This is a genomic window from bacterium, assembly GCA_036382775.1.
Lineage (GTDB): Bacteria > Hydrothermota > Tepidihabitantia > SM23-42 > JAOAFX01 > DASVHD01.
In genome coordinates this window covers 1-18102 of the sequence record DASVHD010000005.1, presented here as the reverse complement: position 1 = coordinate 18102, position 18102 = coordinate 1, and the positions used below count along the sequence as shown (strand labels likewise).

Genomic DNA, 18102 nt, shown 5'->3' with positions numbered 1-18102 from the left:
CTTGTTCCCCCTTTAAAAAGGGGGATTACAGGGTGATTTATACCGCGTAATTTTCTTGTCACTCCTGCCCCGTATCAGGGTACGGGGTAAACTCCGGCAGGTGTCTAGATATAAAGACTGGATTCCGTGTCAAGCACGGAATGACAGAATTAGCTTGGATAACCGCTGAAGTCTATACCGCATCGGTGCGGAAGCGGATGATCGCGACCAGACCGAACAGGACAGTGAATCCGGCCAGCGCCAGCATCTCCGGCACCACAGCTCCAAAACCAGCTCCGAACAGCATCATCTTATTGAAGCCCGTGGTCGCCCAGGCATGGGGTGTGATCTTTGCGATGAACTGCAGCCATCTCGGGGTTACGAACAACGGCCACCAGCATCCACCCAGAGGCGCCAGGACCAGCGCAGCGAAAACGCTGAGCGAACTTGCGCTGCGCTGGGTTTTGGCAAGCGTTGCCAGCATTACGGTAAATGCCGCGGACATCGTGACCACCAACAAAGAAAGGATGATAACGCCCAGCGGGTAGGGTCCGATATCGACTTTGAAGACGAAAATGCCCACCAGCCAGAAAATAGCGATCTGAACAAGCCCTTTTGCCATAATGCCGGCAAACGTGCCGAGCACGATCGCGTCCTTGGGCACGGAGCTGGCGATCAGCCGCTCCAGCGTCTGGTTCTGCCGTTCGCGGATGATCGTCTCGGCGCCGAGCGCCGCGGCAAAGAACACGAACATGACCAGGTAACCGGGGATGAGCCAGTTGGATGGATTAACGGGTTTGATATTGCCGACCTTCTCGTGTACGTAGTTAATATAGGACCCGGTGAACGAAGTGTCGGCCTGGCCGGCAAAGGATTTCTGAATGGTCTTACCAATCTGGTCGTCGCTTTCTCTGCCCGCCATTTCGTTCTCGATCAGCAGGGCGACCACGGCATTCATGGCCACGCGCTGCGCGATAACCCCTGAACATATAGCCCTTGCCATGCCGGTCAGCGCGGCCTTTGTATTAACCGCCTCGGGATCGGCCATGATCTTGATGTCAGAACCATAGCCCAGGTAGATCGATCCGGTAAAATCGGTCGGAAAGACCAGGATCCCCGGTATTTTTTTTTCCAATACCGCCTGTTCGGCTTCCTTATAATCCTTGTGCCACACGATACGTGGTTCGCCGGGTTCCAGCTTCAGCGTATCCTTGGTTTCGATCGCATTGATGATCATATGGCTGAGCCCGTCCTGCTCCCGTGTCGCCAGGTGCAGCACCAGCCTGCGGTCGACATTGCCCCAGCTCATCATGCGGAACAGGATAACAAAAAAGAACGGGAAGACGACGAAGAAGAACAACGCCAGCCGGTCGGTCATGAAGACCTTAAGTTCTTTCTGCGCGAATAGTAAAAGTTTTTTAACCATAGCTATCGCGTGCTACCTCGCTTTGGACAAGACCCTGAAGAAAAGCCAGGAGAGAACAAGTGCGAGAACGGTTACTGCAATAAGGATCATGAGATCCGGGATGATATTGCCTAATATCGCCGGCTGGGCCATGATCGAGCGGTAGGCTTCATTGGCATAGGTGTTTACGGACAATTTGCCCAGCGTGTAAAGCAGCGATCCTTCGGGCGCGGTAAAAAATGTACCCCCGAGCATTGACATAGTGATCGTGGCCAGTACCCCGATCCAAATCGCCTGGTCCTCGGTCCGGGCGATCGAACTAATAAGCAGGCCGAGCGCGCCTGCAGCCAGAGAAAAAGTGAGACTGATCAGCAGGGCAAGCAGAAACGTCAAGGGTGTGAAGATGCCGAAGACCAGACAGGCAAGACCAACGAGGATGCCGACCTGGATAAACCCGCGTCCTGAACCAGCGAGGAATTTACCGATAAAAAGCTCGGTTGTCTTCAGCTGGGTCGTCATCAGGCGCTCCAGTGTGCCTTTATTTTTTTCCTCGACCAGGACCCGGCTGTTAATACTCAAGGAAAACAGCACGAACATGGTGAGGATGCCCGGGAGGAAACTGCCAACGGGATCCGGGCTGGAGCCGATATCCTCGACCTGCACATTCACGATCGGATGCTCTTTTTCTCGCTTGAAAAATTTTTGCACGGTCGTCTTGATGCGTTCCGGCGTGATACCCTTGCCCCCGACGGCCTTGGTGACCTGATCGATGACGCGGAAATCCTGTGCCACATCCTCGGCGGCTGCGCGCACAATGTTCGCCACGATCTGCTCTTCAAAACCGCCATTGCCGCGCTGCCTGAAGACAAGCGTAGCTTTTTTACCTGAGACCAGGTCTGTTGTGAAACCAGCCGGTATGACCACGACCATCGTTATATCAGATCGGTCCAGCTTTTTGGAGGCTTCAGCGGCGGCGAGAACCTTAACCTCAAGGTTCTTATACTCACCAAGTTTTTCTATCAGCAGCCTGGCACATTCTCCGCCGGCATCGTCATTGACCACATAAGCCGTGCCGGAAAATGACGAGTGTCCGCCGAACGCACCGTAAAGCAGGGCGAATATCGCGATCGGCAATAAAAGGCTGTACGCGAGATCGGCGCGGTCGGTCAAGAAAGACCTGATGTCTTTTACCGCAACGAGCCACGCCTTGTTCATGATCGAGTTTAGTCCCGCAGGGCATGGCCCGTGATCTTTAGAAAGACGTCTTCCAGCGTCGCGTGGTCAGACGCGCCGTGGCGTTTCTTCAATTCCCCTGGTGTCGCCAGCGCCAGGATCTTGCCGCCGTCGATTATCGCGACGCGATCGCACAGCCGGTCCGCCTCGTCCATGTAATGGGTAGTGTACAGGATGGTCATGCCAGTGTCCCGCAAATACCGGATATTCTCATAGATATTGTTGCGCGACTGGGGGTCGATGCCGACCGTAGGCTCGTCGAGAAAGAGCAACTGCGGGTGTCCCATCAGAGCGATCGCAAGGTTAACCCGGCGCTTCATGCCGCCGGAGAATTTGCTGACCCTATGTTTTGCCCGTTCTTTAAGACCAAGAGCGTCAAGATGTGACATGGCCTGGTCATGAGCCTCTTTTTTATTCAATCCTACCATGCGTCCGAAGAAAACAAGGTTGTCGTACGCTGAGAGATCCATGAAAAGCGCCAGTTCCTGCGGGCACACGCCGATAAGCTTGCGCACCTGGTCCGCGTTCTTACTGACGGCATGGCCAGCCACGGTCACTTCTCCCTGGTCCGGGTTCAAAACGGTTGCCAGCATGCGGATGGTCGTTGTCTTACCGGCACCGTTCGGTCCCAAGAGCCCGAAGATCTCGCCTTTATAGACATCAAAGGAGACGCCGTCGACCGCTTTTTGATCATGAAAGCTCTTATGCAGGTCTAGCGCCTGTAAAAATATCTCTTTTGGCATATCACTGCTCCTTTGAGCGGCTGCCGGCTTGTACAGCCGTGTTGTTCTGCCGGCAGGCCTTCTTTTTTATCAGATCGCATAATTTGCCGGTCAGATTCTGCCGTGTGTATTCCTTAAAGGGCATTTCCTGCCTGGTGATTTCGTGTTTCTTGAACCGTCCGTATAGGTCCATAATTTTTTGTTTGAGCCCGGAGCGGTCATCATAGTCAAAAATCCATCCCGGATAACCCCGGGAGAATGCCGATTCGAGCCGGTGCATGCCACTGGACCTTCCGCAGACGATTATGGGCAGACCGGCCGCGAGATATTCGTTCTGCCGGCTGGGGAAGAAGTATTCATCGCCGGTCGTGATCATGAGGGTGGCATGCGCGCTCGAAAATTCGCGCAGCGCTTCCCGGTAATTGAGATGGCCAAGGCATTTCGCGAATCCATATGGTCTGATCAGATCGAGATAATGCTCTTCAATGTGCCCGATGAATTTTAGCCTGATGTCAGCGTTTGACAATCGCTTTTCCCGGATCAGTTCATCAACGCTTTTTAAAAAATTTTGAGGGTTCCGTTCTTTCCTGACCGTTCCCAGGTAAGAGATGGTAAAGGTCTCAGGCAGTGCGGCTGCAGCAAAATCATCGGGGTCATAACCGTTTGGTATGACATGGATTTTGGGACGCTGGCCTGAGTATTTGGCGGTCAGGGCATCCCTGATATTCTCGTCAACAACAACGATCAGGTCGGCCGAGCGGCACACTTTTTCTTCCCAATATGAAACGAATTTCTTTTCCGCTTTGGTATCGTATCTAAGAAAAGGGAATTCCAGCCAGGCATCGCGAAAATCGAGGACCAGGGGCTTTCCGGTTTTCTTTGCGAGCAGGTAACCGGTGATAAATGAACTGAAAGGCGGAGCAGTCACAAAAATGACATCAAAATCCACTTTCAAACCTGCCTGGTAAGCAAATGGGATCCACGGAAGCTTGCTGTCAGGGAAATTCAGCGCTTTTTTGACGGGGACATGCCACGGTCTGGGCCGGTATAGGCGCATTCCCGCAAAGTAGAATATTCGCGCCGGGTCAAGTGACTCAGTCCGGATCGTACGTACCTGCTCGGTTTCCCGCCCCAGTGATCCATCGAGCGAATGGTACGCGATCGCCCTGCGCGTTATGACGATCGGCTCAAATCCGAACCGGGGCAGATACTTGGCGAATTTTACGGGACGGATGGCTCCCGGCCCGCCCAAAGGAGGCCAATAATAAGAGATCATTAATAATTTTATCATCGTATCATTAAAATGTTCCTGTTATCATTTTGATAGAGCATGGCATATTTAAATCCTAAATCCTAAGCACTAAATCCTAAATAATATCAAAGTCACAAATGCCAAATGTTCTAAACTTTGAATTTTGGAAATTAGAATTTGTTTAGAATTTAGGATTTCGGATTTAGAGTTACTTTCGTTCATAGCAGTTTGCTCAGCAATGCATACGCTTCGCGGCAGTATTCCTTGATCTTGGGGTAACGCGCCGAATATTGTTTGTACTGCAGGACTTCTTTGAGGGCGGTTCGCGCCGCGTCCCTGTCCTTGAGCTCGAAAGAACACTTGCCTGAAAAGAGTTTGCACTGTGCCAGGTTGGAGTAATTCTTGTTGCCGGCGCTTTCGTCGTATCGCTCGAAAAGAGCGGCGTACAGTTCCTGGGCTGCAGCATAGTGTTTGCGTTTGTATTCCAGTTCAGCTTTATTCCACAGGAAGGTCTTGGATCCTGGATACTGCGCCAGCAGGCTGTCGGCGATCATCATGGCCTCGCCGTACTTGCCTTCTTCGCCATATATGAAGACCAGCGAATTCAGGGCGGTCGGCCCTGAATATAGGCTTTTCTCCGCCGCTACATGCATTTTCCGGATCGCTTCCTCGGCATTGCCACCGGCAAGCTTCAGGATGGGCAGGTACCGCGCGGCACGCGCCCAGAAATACTCGAATGTTGCACAGCCCAGGTACGCATCATAAAAGGATGGATCTTGTTTGACAATATCCTGAAGCATGCGGCCGCCCTTTACACCATAACTGAAAGTCTCGAGATAATTCTTTTTCAGACCTTCGTACACGGCACGGTAGGCATAAGCCGATCCCAGGTAGAATTGCGCCCATGGATCAGGACCAGCTTTTATAATTGACTGTGACATGGCGGTGACCTTTTTCATGAGGTCAAAGAACTCTTTCTCATGATCGAAGTTGCATCCGTCCATCATTTCCAGCTGCAACAACGCGGCGTTGAAAAAATACCCGGCTGGATTATCAGGGTACAACGCGGTGATATTATCGAAATAGCACCGGGCGCTGTCAAAGTTCTCCACATATGAAAAATCCAGGCCGGTTTGGATAAGCGATCGTAGATCCGGAGGATTTAGGTCAATGGCGACAAAAAGAAGTAAGCAGTAAATGGTAGGTAGCATGCAGAACATTATGGAAGTTCGATTACCGAGTGGTCTCCGACGTTCAGCTTTTTATAACTGCTTTTTACCACGGCGTTCTGTCCAATTATGGATCGTGATAGAAGACTGTTCTCGATCACTGCGTCCCGATTTATGATCGAGTCTTTGATAATTGAATCCCTGATAAATACATTTGCGCTGATCGAAACATCCGGACCAATAATGGAATTTATGACCACCGCAGAATCCGAAATATACACCGGACTGGTTATAGCCGCAGTTTTTCTTTTTTTGAAATAGTGGGTTGTCTTCAGCAGGTGCCGGTTGGTGTCGATCATCGCGTCCGGGGTGCCGCAGTCGAACCAATGAGTTATGGAGACGGTCTTGAATCGCTCGCCCTGCTGGATCATACGTTTTAAACCGTCGGTGAGCTGGTATTCACCTTTTGTGCGGATGTTCTTTTTGATGATATGATCGAGCGCCTGGTGCACTTTTTCGATCTTTCGGAAAAAGTAAAGACCGACAATCGCCAGGTTGGAAGGCGGGATCTCGGGCTTTTCTACCACGTTAACTACGTTTTTGTTGCTGACCTCAACGATCCCAAAGCGCCGGGGATCCGCGACCTTTTTCACCGCGATCATGTTCGTATCGGCTTTGCAGAAAATCTTAAGGTTATGATCGATGATCGTGTCGCCGAGCAGGACCAGGGTCGGTCCGTTCAAACCCCGGGCACCGGTGTGGATCGCGTGACCGAGCCCCAGCCGTTTGTGCTGGGTGACGAACTGGAACTTGAATTTCACGGGGTAGTTGCGGCAAAAAGAAGTGATTTCATCGGCCTTTGAGCCCAGAACGATCACGACCCTGGAAATCTTAAGCGGTTTCAGACTTTCCAGGATGTGACCGAGGATCGTGTTGCCCGCAACATGCAGGAGTGATTTCGGGAGCATATGGGTATGCGGCTTGAGCCGCACGCCCTCGCCCGCGACCGGGATTATTACGTTCATAGTAAGCAACAAGATTATAACGATATCTAAATACTAGTCAAGACAGATAGCACGATGGACATCGGTAATATTTCAAACTTGACTTTGTAAAGGAAAAATGTATCATTTTATGTATATGTCAAAGGAGGAGCGGCATGAACTATCTTATAATTTGGTTTCTAATTGCATCCCCGGTTGGCGACAGCTTACCGGAAAACCACATTCACAAGGGCAAAAGTTATGCTAACCAGACATTCCTATGCGGGTTGATCAGCGGGGGATTCGGCATTGCTGCGGTAGCATGTAATGTGCAAAGCGACAAATATTATGACAGTTATAGAATGCGGACGACGATCGGAGGGGCGACTAACGATTGGAACCGTGTGGTTTATTATGCCGATATGCGTAATGTCTGCGTGGTTAGTGCGGTTATTTTCCTGATCCCAACGGTCTATTTCGAAATCAAGCATCTAAGCTCGCGCCGGGAATTGAGCCAAAAGCCCTTTTTGGATCTCCGGTATTGCGATGATAAGGTCTATGTAATATTAAAGAAAACCTTATAGGAGGCAAGATGCATGCATATTGCCGGTATCTGTGGTTTTTATTCTTTCTTATGATGATGATCGTATGCAGCGATCACCCGCGAAATAATCAATTCGACATTGGGGCCGATGGTTTTGAACCGCTGCCGCCCGGCTACGTATACATCTATGATGTTGACTGGGATTCGATGTCGGGCAGAGTGTATAGTATTGTTTTTGCCATCTGGTTCCCTGATACACTTACGCGCGATTACTATCTATATCACACGATTAGTCTTAACGATACTGTGGTGTGGACTTACAGCGGGATGATTGAAGCCGGTACTAAGATCTATGGATTCAGGATGTACTATGGTTATTATTATCCGTGGCCTGACGGAGAATACTGTTTTAGCGTTTACTGGGGTGAGATCGGCGTTGGCGCCATTCCATTTTTGATCAGCAGTGAGGGTAAAAAATCAAGAGTGAATGGGCTGATCGACCTGAGATTGGAGTATATGAAACCGGAAATACCGATGGATACTATTAGATTGGAGTTTTAAATAAAGGGAGAGGGAATTAAGAAACAAAAAAACTATTTCACTCGGCTTAGCGCGACTTGAATCTTCAGGTTGTTGATGTTGAGCGACTGGCTGATCTCGCCCTTGGTTTCGGCAGTGGCTGCCTTGACGACCTCAAGAGCCAGGGTTTCGTTTTTCAGGTAATCCAAATTTTTATTGATCGCTTCAGCGAGTTTTGTTTCGGTCTGATAAGTGATCCTGATGCGGTCGGTCAGGTTGAAATCTGCTGCCTTGCGCATGAGCTGGATCTTATGGATCAGTTCCCTGATCAGCCCTTCGTTTTCCAGGTCTTCAGAAATATTCGTGTTGATGCAGACGCCGCAATCTTCTTCCTTCGCGATCGCCCAACCTTCGATCGCGGTCAGTTTCAGCTCAACGTCATCTTTCAAGACCGTGACCTCCGTGCCTTCGAACGTGTTCTTGAGCACACCGGTTGACGACAGGGTATTGATCTCCTGGTCAGAAAGGGATTTCAGCCAGGCTGCGACGCGGTTGATAAGCATACCCACCCTGGGGCCGAGCGTTTCGAACTTCGGCGCGACCGTGTAACGGGAGAACTTACCGATGATGTTCTCCGCCATTTCTTTGATCTTTTTGATATTGAGCTCTTCAAGTATGACCGTCTTGTCCTCGTCATCGAGCGCAGCCGCATCCTTGGGCAGGCTGATAATAAGTTCGGCCAGGGGCTGCCTGACCTTTATAATTTTGCTGTTGCGAGCGGACCGGCCCAGCGAAACGATCGTCCGTGCCAGCGTGATCTCGTTCTCCAGTTTCGTATCGATCATGGATTCGTCGACCGCAGGAAAATCACAAAGGTGTACGCTGAGGGCCGCTTTTTCGTCAGCGCTTTTGACCAGGTTCTGATACAGCTCTTCGGTAAAAAAAGGCATGATAGGCGAGACCAGCTTGGTCAACTTGACCAGGCAGTCATAAAGCACGAGATACGCTGTTTCTTTGTCCCGGTCATTTTCTGATTTCCAGAAACGGCGGCGGTTGCGGCGCAAATACCAGTTCGACAGGTCGTCGAATGATGTCTCTAATCCCTTGACCACGGACGCGACATCATAGGTTTCGTAATAGGCATCGCATGTTTTGATCAGAGAATTAATGCGGGAAATGATCCAGCGGTCCAGCTTGGTCAGATTTTTATTGTCGATCTTTTTGCCCGTCGGATCGAACTTGTCGATATTCGCGTAAGTAACAAAGAACGAGTATATGTTCCATAAAGTCAACAGGATCCGCTTTATCTCGGCGGCCGGTCCAAAACCGAAATTCAAGTTTATCACCGGGTTATGCTTGGCGAACATCCAGCGCATGCAGTCGGCGCCCATGTGTTCGGCTGCGTCTTCAAACCAGATCGCGTTGCCCTTGCTCTTGTGCATGTCCTCACCCTGTTCGTCGCGCACCAGGGCGTGACCCAGCAGGTACTTGAAAGGAGCTTTTTTCTCAAGGACCGTGGACATGGTCAGGATCGCGTAGAACCAGTTGCGGAACTGACCGGGAAAACACTCGGTGATGAAGTCGGCCGGGAACCATTCCTGCCAGTATTTTCTATCGTACGGATAGCCGTTCTCGAGCCGGTGCATGTCGTCCGGCGGCCGGACGGTCGAGTAGGGCACGATGCCGGCGTCGAGCCAGGGATTACCAACGTCCGGGATGCGGGACATAAGGGCGCCGCATTTATCGCACTTGATCTTGATCTCGTCGATCCATGGCCGGTGGGGCGAGTTGCCGTCGAACTTATCCCAGCCCTGTACTGTTTTTGCCTTAAGCTCTTCGCGCGAGCCGATCACGGTAAAATGGCCGCATGCGCACTCCCAGATCGGCAGGGCCAGGCCCCAGTAGCGCTTTTTAGATATGCACCAGTCGCTCATGTTCTTGAGCCAGTCGAGTTCCCGCGCCAAGCCGTCTTTCGGGATCCAGCTTTTGACCTGCCGAGTAACATCCGCGATCTCATGGCGCAGCATGTTCATTGAAATGTACCACTCGTCAACGAGACGGAAAATAAGCTCGCTGTCGCAGCGCCAGCAGACCGGGTAGCGGTGCGAGAAATCCTCGACATGGTAGAGCACCCCGCGTTTTTTCAGGTCTTCGATGATCGGCTCGGTGACGTCCTTTACATTCTTGCCGGAAAGCCAGTCAAACCCTTCCATGTAAAACCCCAGCTCATCCAGCGGAGCGATCACGGCCAGGCCGAATTCCTTGCCCAGGGCAAAGTCCTCTTTTCCACAACCCGGCGCGATGTGCACCATGCCGGTCCCTTCGGATTCGCTAACCAGGTCCCAGGGGATGATCTTGTGGACTACGCCTTTTTGCGCGCTCAGATGGTCGTATGGACCGTCAAATGTCCAGCCCAGCATATCCTTGCCCTTGATTTCTCCCAAAACTTCGTGCGGACCGCGCAGCACCTTGGTCAGGTTTTTTGTCAGGTAATAGACCGATCCTTCGTTCTCTATTTTAACATAAGTGAAATCCGGATGGACCGCGACGCCCGTGTTCGAGGTCAGGGTCCAGGGCGTGGTCGTCCAGACCAGCAGGTACTCGTTGTCGCGGCCCTGCAGTTTGAACCTGATAAAGACGGCTTTGTGCGACATCTCCTGGTAACCTTCGGTCGCGATCTCCATGTCGCTGATCGCCGTGCCGCAGCGCGCGCACCAGGGCAGGACATCCGTGCCCTTGTAAATGACCCCCCGCTCAAAGCATTTTTTTAAAAAATGCCAGATCGTGTAATTGTTAGAGTCGCTCATCGTGAAATATGAGTGACACTTTTTCAACCAGTCCTTATCATCGAGCGGCGTATTCCAGTCGCCCCAGTCCATCCACATGCCAAGACGGATCGACTGCTCGGTCTGGACCTTGGAATACTTGTGCACTCTATCCATGCATTGCTTGATGAAACTACCGATCCCGTACTTTTCGATATCTTTTTTAGATTTGAAATTGAGTTCTTTTTCGACTTCCACTTCCACCCACAATCCCTGGCAGTCAAATCCGTTCTGGTAGCGCTGCTCAAACCCCTTCATGGTCCGGTAGCGCTGGAAAATGTCTTTATAGGTCCTGCCCCAGGCATGATGCACGCCCATGGGGTTGTTTGCCGTGATCGGTCCGTCCTGGAATGACCATTTTTTCTTACCCTTGTTCTTCACCCTATAGCTTTCAAAAACGTTGTTGTCATCCCAGAACTTCTGGATCCTGCGCTCGATCTCAGGGAAATTCAGGTCCTTTGGTACCGGTTTAAAATTCATAAGGTTGAATTATACCGAAAAATCACCACATGTCAACGTGCCTTGCTAAATTAGTCATTGCGAGCATTCTTTGTGCGCATCCTCTTAAATTCAACCCTCACCTTAATCCTCTCCCTTTGTAAGGGAGAGGGTAGGGGTGAGGGATAAATGGTGTCCCGAGGAACGTGGGGAAGCAATCTGAGATTCTTCATTTCGCTTCTCGAAACTCAGAATGACAGAAAGGGGAAAGAGATTGCTTCGTCTCCCGTTTTTTATTGTAAAAAACAAGAATGCGGGATTCCTCGCAATGACAGATTTTTGTTGAAAAAGAGATATTATCTATGTATAATCATGGGTATTATGTGCGGATTATTCGGATACTTCGGGAAAACAGCGATCAGCTCAAGCGCGGTCATGGATATCCTGGCTGATATGGAAAAAGCGCAGCTACCCATCGAAAAAACCCCGGTCGGCGGCGACGGCGCGGGCATCGCGCTATTAAAGGATCCTGTACAGTGCATCAAGTTTGGGTTCAGAGATGAAAGCCCGGTAAAGCTTCTTCGATCAGCAATACCTGAGCAAAAGATCTCGCAGGTCCTGGGGCACGTGCGCAAGGCATCACCTGATTTCAAAGAGACGGTCGGAAATCCTGAATGTACCCAACCATACTCATTAACCTGTCCCGGAAGTCATAAGCTCGTTTCCATGCACAATGGAATGTTTTCGAACTATGAAAATATTTACGGATCACTGAAAAAAGAGCATAATTTTGAATCAAAGTCTTTTATGATAATAGATTCGGAGGTGATACCACATTATTTCGAAGAATTGCTGGAAGCTCATAGGCACGTCGAAGCTGCGGTCACGGCGCTATACGACACGTTTGAGGGACCTGGCAATGCCCTTGCTATGTGGCTGAGGAAGAAAGACAATGAATATTTGATCCTTTTATATAAAGGAAAAGCGCGTGGTTTGTACGTATGGGAAAGCCCTGATGGTGATATTCTCTTCACCTCGCGCCGGGAGCCGGTTGAAGATCATCTGGGTTGGCTGATCAAAGAGCAGGCGTTTTCACTGCGGCAAATGATCGAACCCCGGGTTGAAGCGTACTACAAGAAAATCGTTACGCTTTGCAAAGCCAGTTGATGAAGAAAACCTCAAGAAGGCCATCAAGTAGGCAAAAAGGCAGTAATATTCAGCAGATAAAATTACCGGATCTGCTTACTCTTGCATTCGAGACGAATGGCAAAGGCTATATTGGGTACGTAGTTGAGCTGCCTGGTGCATATGTTCGGGGTCGAACCAGGGAAGAAGCCATTGCCAAGGTAAACCTGGAGGTTGGCTCATATTTAAAATGGTTAAAGATCAAGCCAGCGCGCGATCATGAAATAAAAATAGTTCAAACACATGAGAGTTCGCTCATGGTTGAGGATGCAGACAATGAAATATTACTGGAAGCGGATAAAACAAGATTAACAGGGCACGAATTTAGAACTTTGACTGCGCTTGTCAACTTTTCCGGTAAAACTTTCGGGCAGCTTTATGCTAACAGCATGCTAAAAGACTGGGTGGATAAAGCCAGGGTTAGAAAGACATTTTATGGTGATAATCCGAGCACGATACAGGAGATATTTGACCACGTAAAAGGATGCCAGCACTACTACCTGTCCAGGATGAAGCTACCGGTAAAGACGGGCGATGATTTTATGGCAATCCGAAAATTTTGTCTTAAAAAACTTGAAGCTTTATATCGCAAGCATAATAATATGCTTATATTTGAATTGGATAATGAACTCTGGACCCTAAAGAAAGTACTGAGAAGATTTATCTGGCATGATCGGATCCACGGCAAAGCGATAATACGGATCTTGGAAAAACAAAAGCGATTAGGTTTGATCGATGTTTATAATAACCCCTTCTGTCTTGTAATGGAATGATTAAAGACTATTATGAGAAACATTAAATGATAATGATGATGAATATCCGCATTTTTCAAAGGAGGTTTTCATGAGCGACATTTCGGCGATAATCGAACGCATTAAAGAATCGATCGTAATTACCAGGTCGGCGAATAACAAAAGCGGCAGCGGGTTCTATGTCAATGACCGGGGATTGGTGATCACGAACAAGCATACCGTTGAACTGAACTCTTTCGTCCGGTTGACGTACCATAACGGCAAAGAAACGGACGCGACCATCGTGCTGGCTGACAATGACGTGGACTTTGCCTTTGCCGTGATCGGGGGGGTAAAGACCGAGCCGCTCACGCTGCAAAACAGCGATACGGTGAAAGAGGGCCAACAGGTCTACGCGATCGGCCACCCGTACGGGTATGATTTCACGGTATCTAAGGGTATCATCAGCTGCAAGAACCGGGTGGTCAAGGGCATCAATTATATCCAGACGGACGTGCCCATCAATCCCGGCAACAGCGGCGGACCATTGATCAATGAGCAGGGCGAGGTCATCGGCATCAATACCTGGGTGGTCGGCGATGCCGACAATATGTCCTTCGCGATCCCGTCCAACACGGTCAAAGGGGTCATTGAGATGCTTAACTCGAAGTTCGACAAGCTGCTGAGTATGTATTACTGTCCGGTCTGCGGTTTCCTGCAATCCGATCTGATCAGGACGAACGCAGGTGAGTACTGCAAGAACTGCGGCACCCTGAAGGTTGAAAAGAAAAAGGAACAGGAACTGCCGCAGCAACAGGCAGCGCAGGCACAGACCGTTAACGTGTCCCTGGTGACCTGCCCGCAGTGCCGCACCGCGAACGACAGCGCTTCGAATTTTTGCAAGAATTGCGGTTGCAAAATAAAGTAGGAGAGACCATGGCCGATAATGAAAAGAAAGAAGCACCAAAACCAAAACCTGAACCGATCGATTACGCGCCTTATGAAAAGATGGTCAACGACCTGCTGGCGAGCCACGGGCTCAATCCTGACCAGTGCCGGCAGAAGCCCAAGACGTTCTGGTCCGCTTACCGCGGTTCGGCGCTGATATACACCGAGATCTTCAAACTGAACGACATCGATTATATCGAGATCTCCAGCCCGATCATGACCCTGCCGTCGAAGAACATCCTGCCGTTCTACCGCAAACTGCTGGAGATCAACTGGCAGCTCATGGGGATCAAGTTTTTCATGCGGGGTGAGTGGGTGTATATATCCGAGAACCGGGAACTCAAAGGGCTTGATTACGATGAACTCAAACAGATGGAGGACCGGGTCAGTTACTACGCGGATTTCTATGACGACCTGCTGGTCAAGGAGTTCAAGACACAGTAAGACGCCAGTAATAAGCAGATCAGGGTACCAGGATATCAGGACGCAAGTAATTGATGTAGTCGCACCTTTTAAGGTGCGGATCATCTCGGATTATCAATATATTTCAACGCAGGCTAAAGCCTGCGGCTACGTTTTGTCGAAAACCGAATAATTGGCGCATTCGATATGTATTGACACGGCCTTGATTCTGCTTATAATTATTTCCGATGAAGACCCTCCTGGAGACCCAGGATATCAGGCGGGCTTTAGTTCGGATCGCCCACGAAATCATAGAAAGAAACAAAGGTTCAAGAAATTTAGTATTCATCGGTATTAAACGGCGGGGCGATTTCATCGCTCGCCGGCTGGTCGATTACATCAAGGAAAGCGAAGGCATCAAACTTCCACTCGGCGCCCTCGATATCACCCTGTACCGGGATGACTTGCAGCTGGTTTCAGAGACGCCGATCATTGAAGGTTCGAATATCACATTTGATATCAACAAAAAGACCGTGATCCTGGTCGATGACGTGCTGTTCAGCGGTCGGACCGTCAGGGCCGCGATCGAAGAGATCCTCGATTTCGGTAGACCCAAGGCGATCCAGCTGGCGGTCCTGGTCGACCGTGGTCACCGGGAACTGCCGATCCAGGCAGATTACGTGGGCAAGAAAGTGTCGACCGCGAAGGACGAGATCGTGGATGTTTTTATCAAGGATCTGGACGGCGACGAGTTCGTGGTCCTCCACCAGAAAAACGCCAAAAAGGCAAAGAAACCACCCAAATTAAGAGCACGCATCAAGATGGCACGGGAAGCAAGTATAAAAATAAAACAGCTGACGATCACGGACAAGGAAAAACATGAATCCTAAGATCGACCTTCTGGGTATCGAAGAACTGGCGGCCAAGGATATTACGCAGTACCTGGACACGGCCGAGAAATTCCTCGAGATACTCGAGCGGCCGATCCCAATCATACCGGCACTGCGGGGAAAGACGATCCTGATGCTGTTCTTTGAACCATCGACCCGGACAATGATTTCCTTCAGCATGGCAGCAAAAAGGCTGTCTGCCGATGTGGTGAATTTTTCAACGACCTCTTCCAGCGTCAAAAAAGGCGAGACCCTGCTGGATACAGCGCGGAATATCGAAGCCATGAAGGTCGATGGCGTTGTCGTCCGGCACCCGGCGGCGGGTGCCGCGAAGTTTTTAGCTGAGCGGATTGACAGTTTTGTAGTCAATGCCGGTGACGGATCGCACGAGCATCCTACCCAGGCGCTGCTTGATATCATGACCATGGCCCACCATTTCCCCGCAGTAAAAGGTCTGAGGGTATTGATCGTGGGGGATATCACTCATTCACGGGTTGCCCGTTCGAATATTTTCGGGCTGAAAAAACTGGGCGCTGATGTGGTGCTTTGTTCGCCTCCCACCCTGCTGCCTTACGGAATTGAGGAGCTTGGCGTCGAGATCAGCCACGACCTCGACAAGATCATCGGTGATTTTGACGTCGTGATGGCTTTGAGAATTCAGCTGGAGCGTCAGGAAAAGGGATTATTCCCGTCAGCGCGGGAATACCGCAATCTGTACGGGCTGACAACAGACCGTGTAAAAAAGATGAAACCCAAAGGTATTATCATGCACCCCGGCCCGACGAACCGGGGGTTGGAGATCGACCCGGAGGTCGCGGACGGACCTAAATCCGTGATCCTGGAGCAGGTCAAGAATGGCGTTGCTATGAGAATGGCGGTTCTGTTCATCCTCGCGGGGGGTAAGATTGAGTAGTTTACTGATCAGTCATTGCCGTTTGATCGATCCCAAGACAAAATTCGACGGCACGACGGACATCCTGGTGCAGGGCAATAAAATATCCAGGATCGATGACCATATCACGGCGCGTGACGCCCAGGTGATAGATGCCCAGGGTATGATCGCGGTGCCCGGGCTTATCGACCTGCACTGTCACCTCCGTGATCCCGGACGGCCGGATGAAGAAACGATCGAATCCGGATGCAGTGCCGCTTTGAGTGGCGGGTTCACCAGTATCTGCTGTATGCCGAATACTGACCCGCCGATCGATAACGAGGGGATCGTGAACTATGTTCTGCGGGAAGCGCAGCGTGTCGGGTTATGCCGCGTGTTCGTCATTGCCGCGATCACGAAGAAACGCGAAGGCAGGGAGATCAGCGAGTTCGGCGAGCTCGTCAGAGCGGGCGTCAAGGCTTTCTCTGATGACGGGGATTCAGTTTATGATGCTGGCGTTCTGCGGCATGCACTGGAATATTCAAAAACATTCGGGGTGCCCATTTTCGAACACTGCCTGGACCAGGACTTGAGCCACGGTGGATTGATGAACGAAAGCATCATATCAACCAGGCTGGGTCTGGCCGGATCACCATCGATCGCGGAAGATATCATGGTTGCCCGGGACCTGATCCTGGCGCATTTCACCGGCGCGCGTCTTCATATCTGTCATGTATCCAGCAAAGGCGCGGTCGGCTTGATCCGGAGAGCAAAAAAGGAAGGCATCAAAGTGACCGCGGAAACCTGCCCGCAATACTTCACGTTCAGCGATACTCTGCTGGAAACATACGATACAAATTACAAGGTCAATCCGCCGATCCGGACCGAGGATGACCGCCAGGCGGTTATTGCCGGTCTGAAGGACGGGACGATCGATGTGATCGCCACGGATCACGCGCCGCATACGCAGGCGGAAAAGGAATTGGAATTCGCCTCGGTGCCGTTCGGCATGACCGGACTGGAAACCGCTCTGTCGATGACCATAACGGAACTGATCACCAAGGAGAATTTCACCTGGATCGATGTCCTCCAGAAAATGACCATCAACCCGGCGCGCGTCATCGGCGAGGACCTCGGTGTTATCAAGCCGGGTGCCATGGCCGATATTACGGTCATCGAGCCTTCCAAACGGTGGCGGTTGACCGAGGAGAGGATCAGGTCACGGTCCCGAAACACCCCCTACCTGAACCGGGAGTTGACAGGATGCCCGGCTTATGTTATTATTAACGGTGAGATCAAATACCGGGGTGGGGCATGATGGATAAAAGTCATTTGCAGTTACCGGACTGGCTGGGCAGCGGCGAAGATCTTTTCGGGACGATCCATATAATTCAAAGCAAGAAAATCGACAAAGGATACCTCGAGATCGATTACAATTTCAAGTTCACGGATAAATTCAAGTATCCGGTCGTATTCACGATCAAAAGCATTGAGAGCCTGATCGTGGCGGACGGTATCGGTTTTAATGTCGATCTGCAGAAAGATCGATCAAAGAAGTCGATCGACGAAAAGATCACGATCCCGTCGATTTGCAAAATACTCAAGCTTGATGACTTCATTGATTTCTTCGCCCAGGTCGTCAAGAATGACGTGACTTTTGCCCTTTATCTGGAACAGCCTGAAAAATTCAAGGATCTCAAAGTATACGAGTTGAAAAGCGACCAGATAATCGTGTTCAACGACAAATTGAGCATGAAGATCATGACCGTGCTGGACAAGGAAAAAGCCGGTCAATCGCTGCCGCTGGATGCCGGCACGGCCTTTTAGTTTTTTTCCCAATTCCTAACCCCGGCAACCCACAATGAAGGCGATCGGAATTATTGACATATGAGAATATTTAAATATAATCATATAATAATACCATGAAACATCGACGCGACTTGCAGGCCGAAATCGCTAATGCCCTGGCTCATCCGCTGAGAATAAAGATCCTTGAGAAACTTCGC

16 protein-coding genes and 1 pseudogene are annotated in these 18102 nt (G+C 50.4%); 10 read left to right on the top strand and 7 right to left on the bottom strand.

From position 1 onward, the window contains the following. Positions 1–172: 172 nt before the first annotated feature. The 6 genes from VF399_00525 to VF399_00500 form a co-directional block, all read right to left on the bottom strand. The gene (locus VF399_00525) at positions 173–1405 is read right to left on the bottom strand and encodes an ABC transporter permease (GenBank protein HEX7318828.1); all 1233 of its coding nucleotides are present in this window, start codon (positions 1403–1405) and stop codon (positions 173–175) included. Positions 1406–1417: 12 nt separating this feature from the next. Then, positions 1418–2599 (bottom strand): ABC transporter permease, encoded by a 1182-nt coding sequence (locus VF399_00520; protein ID HEX7318827.1) that lies wholly within the window; start codon positions 2597–2599, stop codon positions 1418–1420. 8 nt (positions 2600–2607) lie between these two features. Continuing rightward, a complete protein-coding gene (locus tag VF399_00515; protein HEX7318826.1) occupies positions 2608–3360 on the bottom strand; it encodes an ATP-binding cassette domain-containing protein in 753 nt (250 codons plus the stop codon). A gap of 1 nt (position 3361) precedes the next feature. Beyond that, complete coding sequence (locus VF399_00510; GenBank protein ID HEX7318825.1) at positions 3362–4630, bottom strand: glycosyltransferase family 4 protein; 1269 nt, start codon at positions 4628–4630, stop codon at positions 3362–3364. A 179-nt stretch (positions 4631–4809) separates the two neighbouring features. Further along, on the bottom strand, positions 4810–5802 hold the full coding sequence (locus VF399_00505; protein ID HEX7318824.1) for a hypothetical protein: 993 nt from the start codon (positions 5800–5802) through the stop codon (positions 4810–4812). An 8-nt stretch (positions 5803–5810) separates the two neighbouring features. Then, the gene (locus tag VF399_00500) at positions 5811–6785 is read right to left on the bottom strand and encodes a sugar phosphate nucleotidyltransferase (protein ID HEX7318823.1); all 975 of its coding nucleotides are present in this window, start codon (positions 6783–6785) and stop codon (positions 5811–5813) included. 134 nt (positions 6786–6919) lie between these two features. Here VF399_00500 and VF399_00495 point away from each other — a divergent pair, with 134 nt between their 5' ends. Both VF399_00495 and VF399_00490 read left to right on the top strand, forming a co-directional pair. After that, positions 6920–7327, top strand: a complete 408-nt coding sequence (locus VF399_00495; protein HEX7318822.1) for a hypothetical protein — start codon at positions 6920–6922, stop codon at positions 7325–7327. A gap of 8 nt (positions 7328–7335) precedes the next feature. Continuing rightward, positions 7336–7848, top strand: a complete 513-nt coding sequence (locus tag VF399_00490) for a hypothetical protein (GenBank protein HEX7318821.1) — start codon at positions 7336–7338, stop codon at positions 7846–7848. Positions 7849–7880: 32 nt separating this feature from the next. Here the strand turns inward: VF399_00490 and ileS are convergent, their stop codons facing one another. Continuing rightward, complete coding sequence (gene ileS / locus VF399_00485; protein ID HEX7318820.1) at positions 7881–11111, bottom strand: isoleucine--tRNA ligase; 3231 nt, start codon at positions 11109–11111, stop codon at positions 7881–7883. A 339-nt stretch (positions 11112–11450) separates the two neighbouring features. Between ileS and VF399_00480 the strand changes: the two genes are divergently transcribed. From VF399_00480 to VF399_00445, 8 genes and pseudogenes are all read left to right on the top strand, one after another. Then, the gene (locus VF399_00480; protein HEX7318819.1) at positions 11451–12236 is read left to right on the top strand and encodes a hypothetical protein; all 786 of its coding nucleotides are present in this window, start codon (positions 11451–11453) and stop codon (positions 12234–12236) included. Further along, positions 12236–13027, top strand: a complete 792-nt coding sequence (locus VF399_00475) for a hypothetical protein (GenBank protein HEX7318818.1) — start codon at positions 12236–12238, stop codon at positions 13025–13027. The genes VF399_00480 and VF399_00475 overlap by 1 nt, the downstream gene beginning before the upstream one ends. Positions 13028–13097: 70 nt before the next feature. Beyond that, complete coding sequence (locus tag VF399_00470; protein HEX7318817.1) at positions 13098–13913, top strand: trypsin-like peptidase domain-containing protein; 816 nt, start codon at positions 13098–13100, stop codon at positions 13911–13913. An 8-nt stretch (positions 13914–13921) separates the two neighbouring features. Next, positions 13922–14377: a YbjN domain-containing protein gene (locus tag VF399_00465; GenBank protein ID HEX7318816.1), complete on the top strand. Its 456-nt coding sequence runs from the start codon at positions 13922–13924 to the stop codon at positions 14375–14377. Between the two features lie 206 nt (positions 14378–14583). Continuing rightward, a pseudogene (gene pyrR / locus VF399_00460) lies at positions 14584–15105 on the top strand (bifunctional pyr operon transcriptional regulator/uracil phosphoribosyltransferase PyrR). Positions 15106–15214: 109 nt separating this feature from the next. After that, a complete protein-coding gene (locus VF399_00455; GenBank protein HEX7318815.1) occupies positions 15215–16138 on the top strand; it encodes an aspartate carbamoyltransferase catalytic subunit in 924 nt (307 codons plus the stop codon). Further along, on the top strand, positions 16131–17414 hold the full coding sequence (locus VF399_00450; protein ID HEX7318814.1) for a dihydroorotase: 1284 nt from the start codon (positions 16131–16133) through the stop codon (positions 17412–17414). The genes VF399_00455 and VF399_00450 overlap by 8 nt, the downstream gene beginning before the upstream one ends. Continuing rightward, on the top strand, positions 17411–17923 hold the full coding sequence (locus tag VF399_00445; protein ID HEX7318813.1) for a hypothetical protein: 513 nt from the start codon (positions 17411–17413) through the stop codon (positions 17921–17923). Before VF399_00450 ends, VF399_00445 begins: the two co-directional genes overlap by 4 nt. Positions 17924–18102 lie beyond the last annotated feature (179 nt).

Coding starts and splice junctions, on each gene's coding strand:
- VF399_00500 (HEX7318823.1), bottom strand. CDS start 6,785: ATGAACGTAATAATCCCGGTCGCGGGCGAGGGCGTGCGGCTCAAGCCG.
- VF399_00515 (HEX7318826.1), bottom strand. CDS start 3,360: ATGCCAAAAGAGATATTTTTACAGGCGCTAGACCTGCATAAGAGCTTT.
- VF399_00455 (HEX7318815.1), top strand. CDS start 15,215: ATGAATCCTAAGATCGACCTTCTGGGTATCGAAGAACTGGCGGCCAAG.
- VF399_00510 (HEX7318825.1), bottom strand. CDS start 4,630: ATGATAAAATTATTAATGATCTCTTATTATTGGCCTCCTTTGGGCGGG.
- VF399_00505 (HEX7318824.1), bottom strand. CDS start 5,802: ATGCTACCTACCATTTACTGCTTACTTCTTTTTGTCGCCATTGACCTA.
- VF399_00475 (HEX7318818.1), top strand. CDS start 12,236: ATGAAGAAAACCTCAAGAAGGCCATCAAGTAGGCAAAAAGGCAGTAAT.
- VF399_00445 (HEX7318813.1), top strand. CDS start 17,411: ATGATGGATAAAAGTCATTTGCAGTTACCGGACTGGCTGGGCAGCGGC.
- VF399_00465 (HEX7318816.1), top strand. CDS start 13,922: ATGGCCGATAATGAAAAGAAAGAAGCACCAAAACCAAAACCTGAACCG.
- VF399_00525 (HEX7318828.1), bottom strand. CDS start 1,405: ATGGTTAAAAAACTTTTACTATTCGCGCAGAAAGAACTTAAGGTCTTC.
- VF399_00520 (HEX7318827.1), bottom strand. CDS start 2,599: ATGAACAAGGCGTGGCTCGTTGCGGTAAAAGACATCAGGTCTTTCTTG.
- ileS (HEX7318820.1), bottom strand. CDS start 11,111: ATGAATTTTAAACCGGTACCAAAGGACCTGAATTTCCCTGAGATCGAG.
- VF399_00480 (HEX7318819.1), top strand. CDS start 11,451: ATGTGCGGATTATTCGGATACTTCGGGAAAACAGCGATCAGCTCAAGC.
- VF399_00490 (HEX7318821.1), top strand. CDS start 7,336: ATGCATGCATATTGCCGGTATCTGTGGTTTTTATTCTTTCTTATGATG.
- VF399_00495 (HEX7318822.1), top strand. CDS start 6,920: ATGAACTATCTTATAATTTGGTTTCTAATTGCATCCCCGGTTGGCGAC.
- VF399_00470 (HEX7318817.1), top strand. CDS start 13,098: ATGAGCGACATTTCGGCGATAATCGAACGCATTAAAGAATCGATCGTA.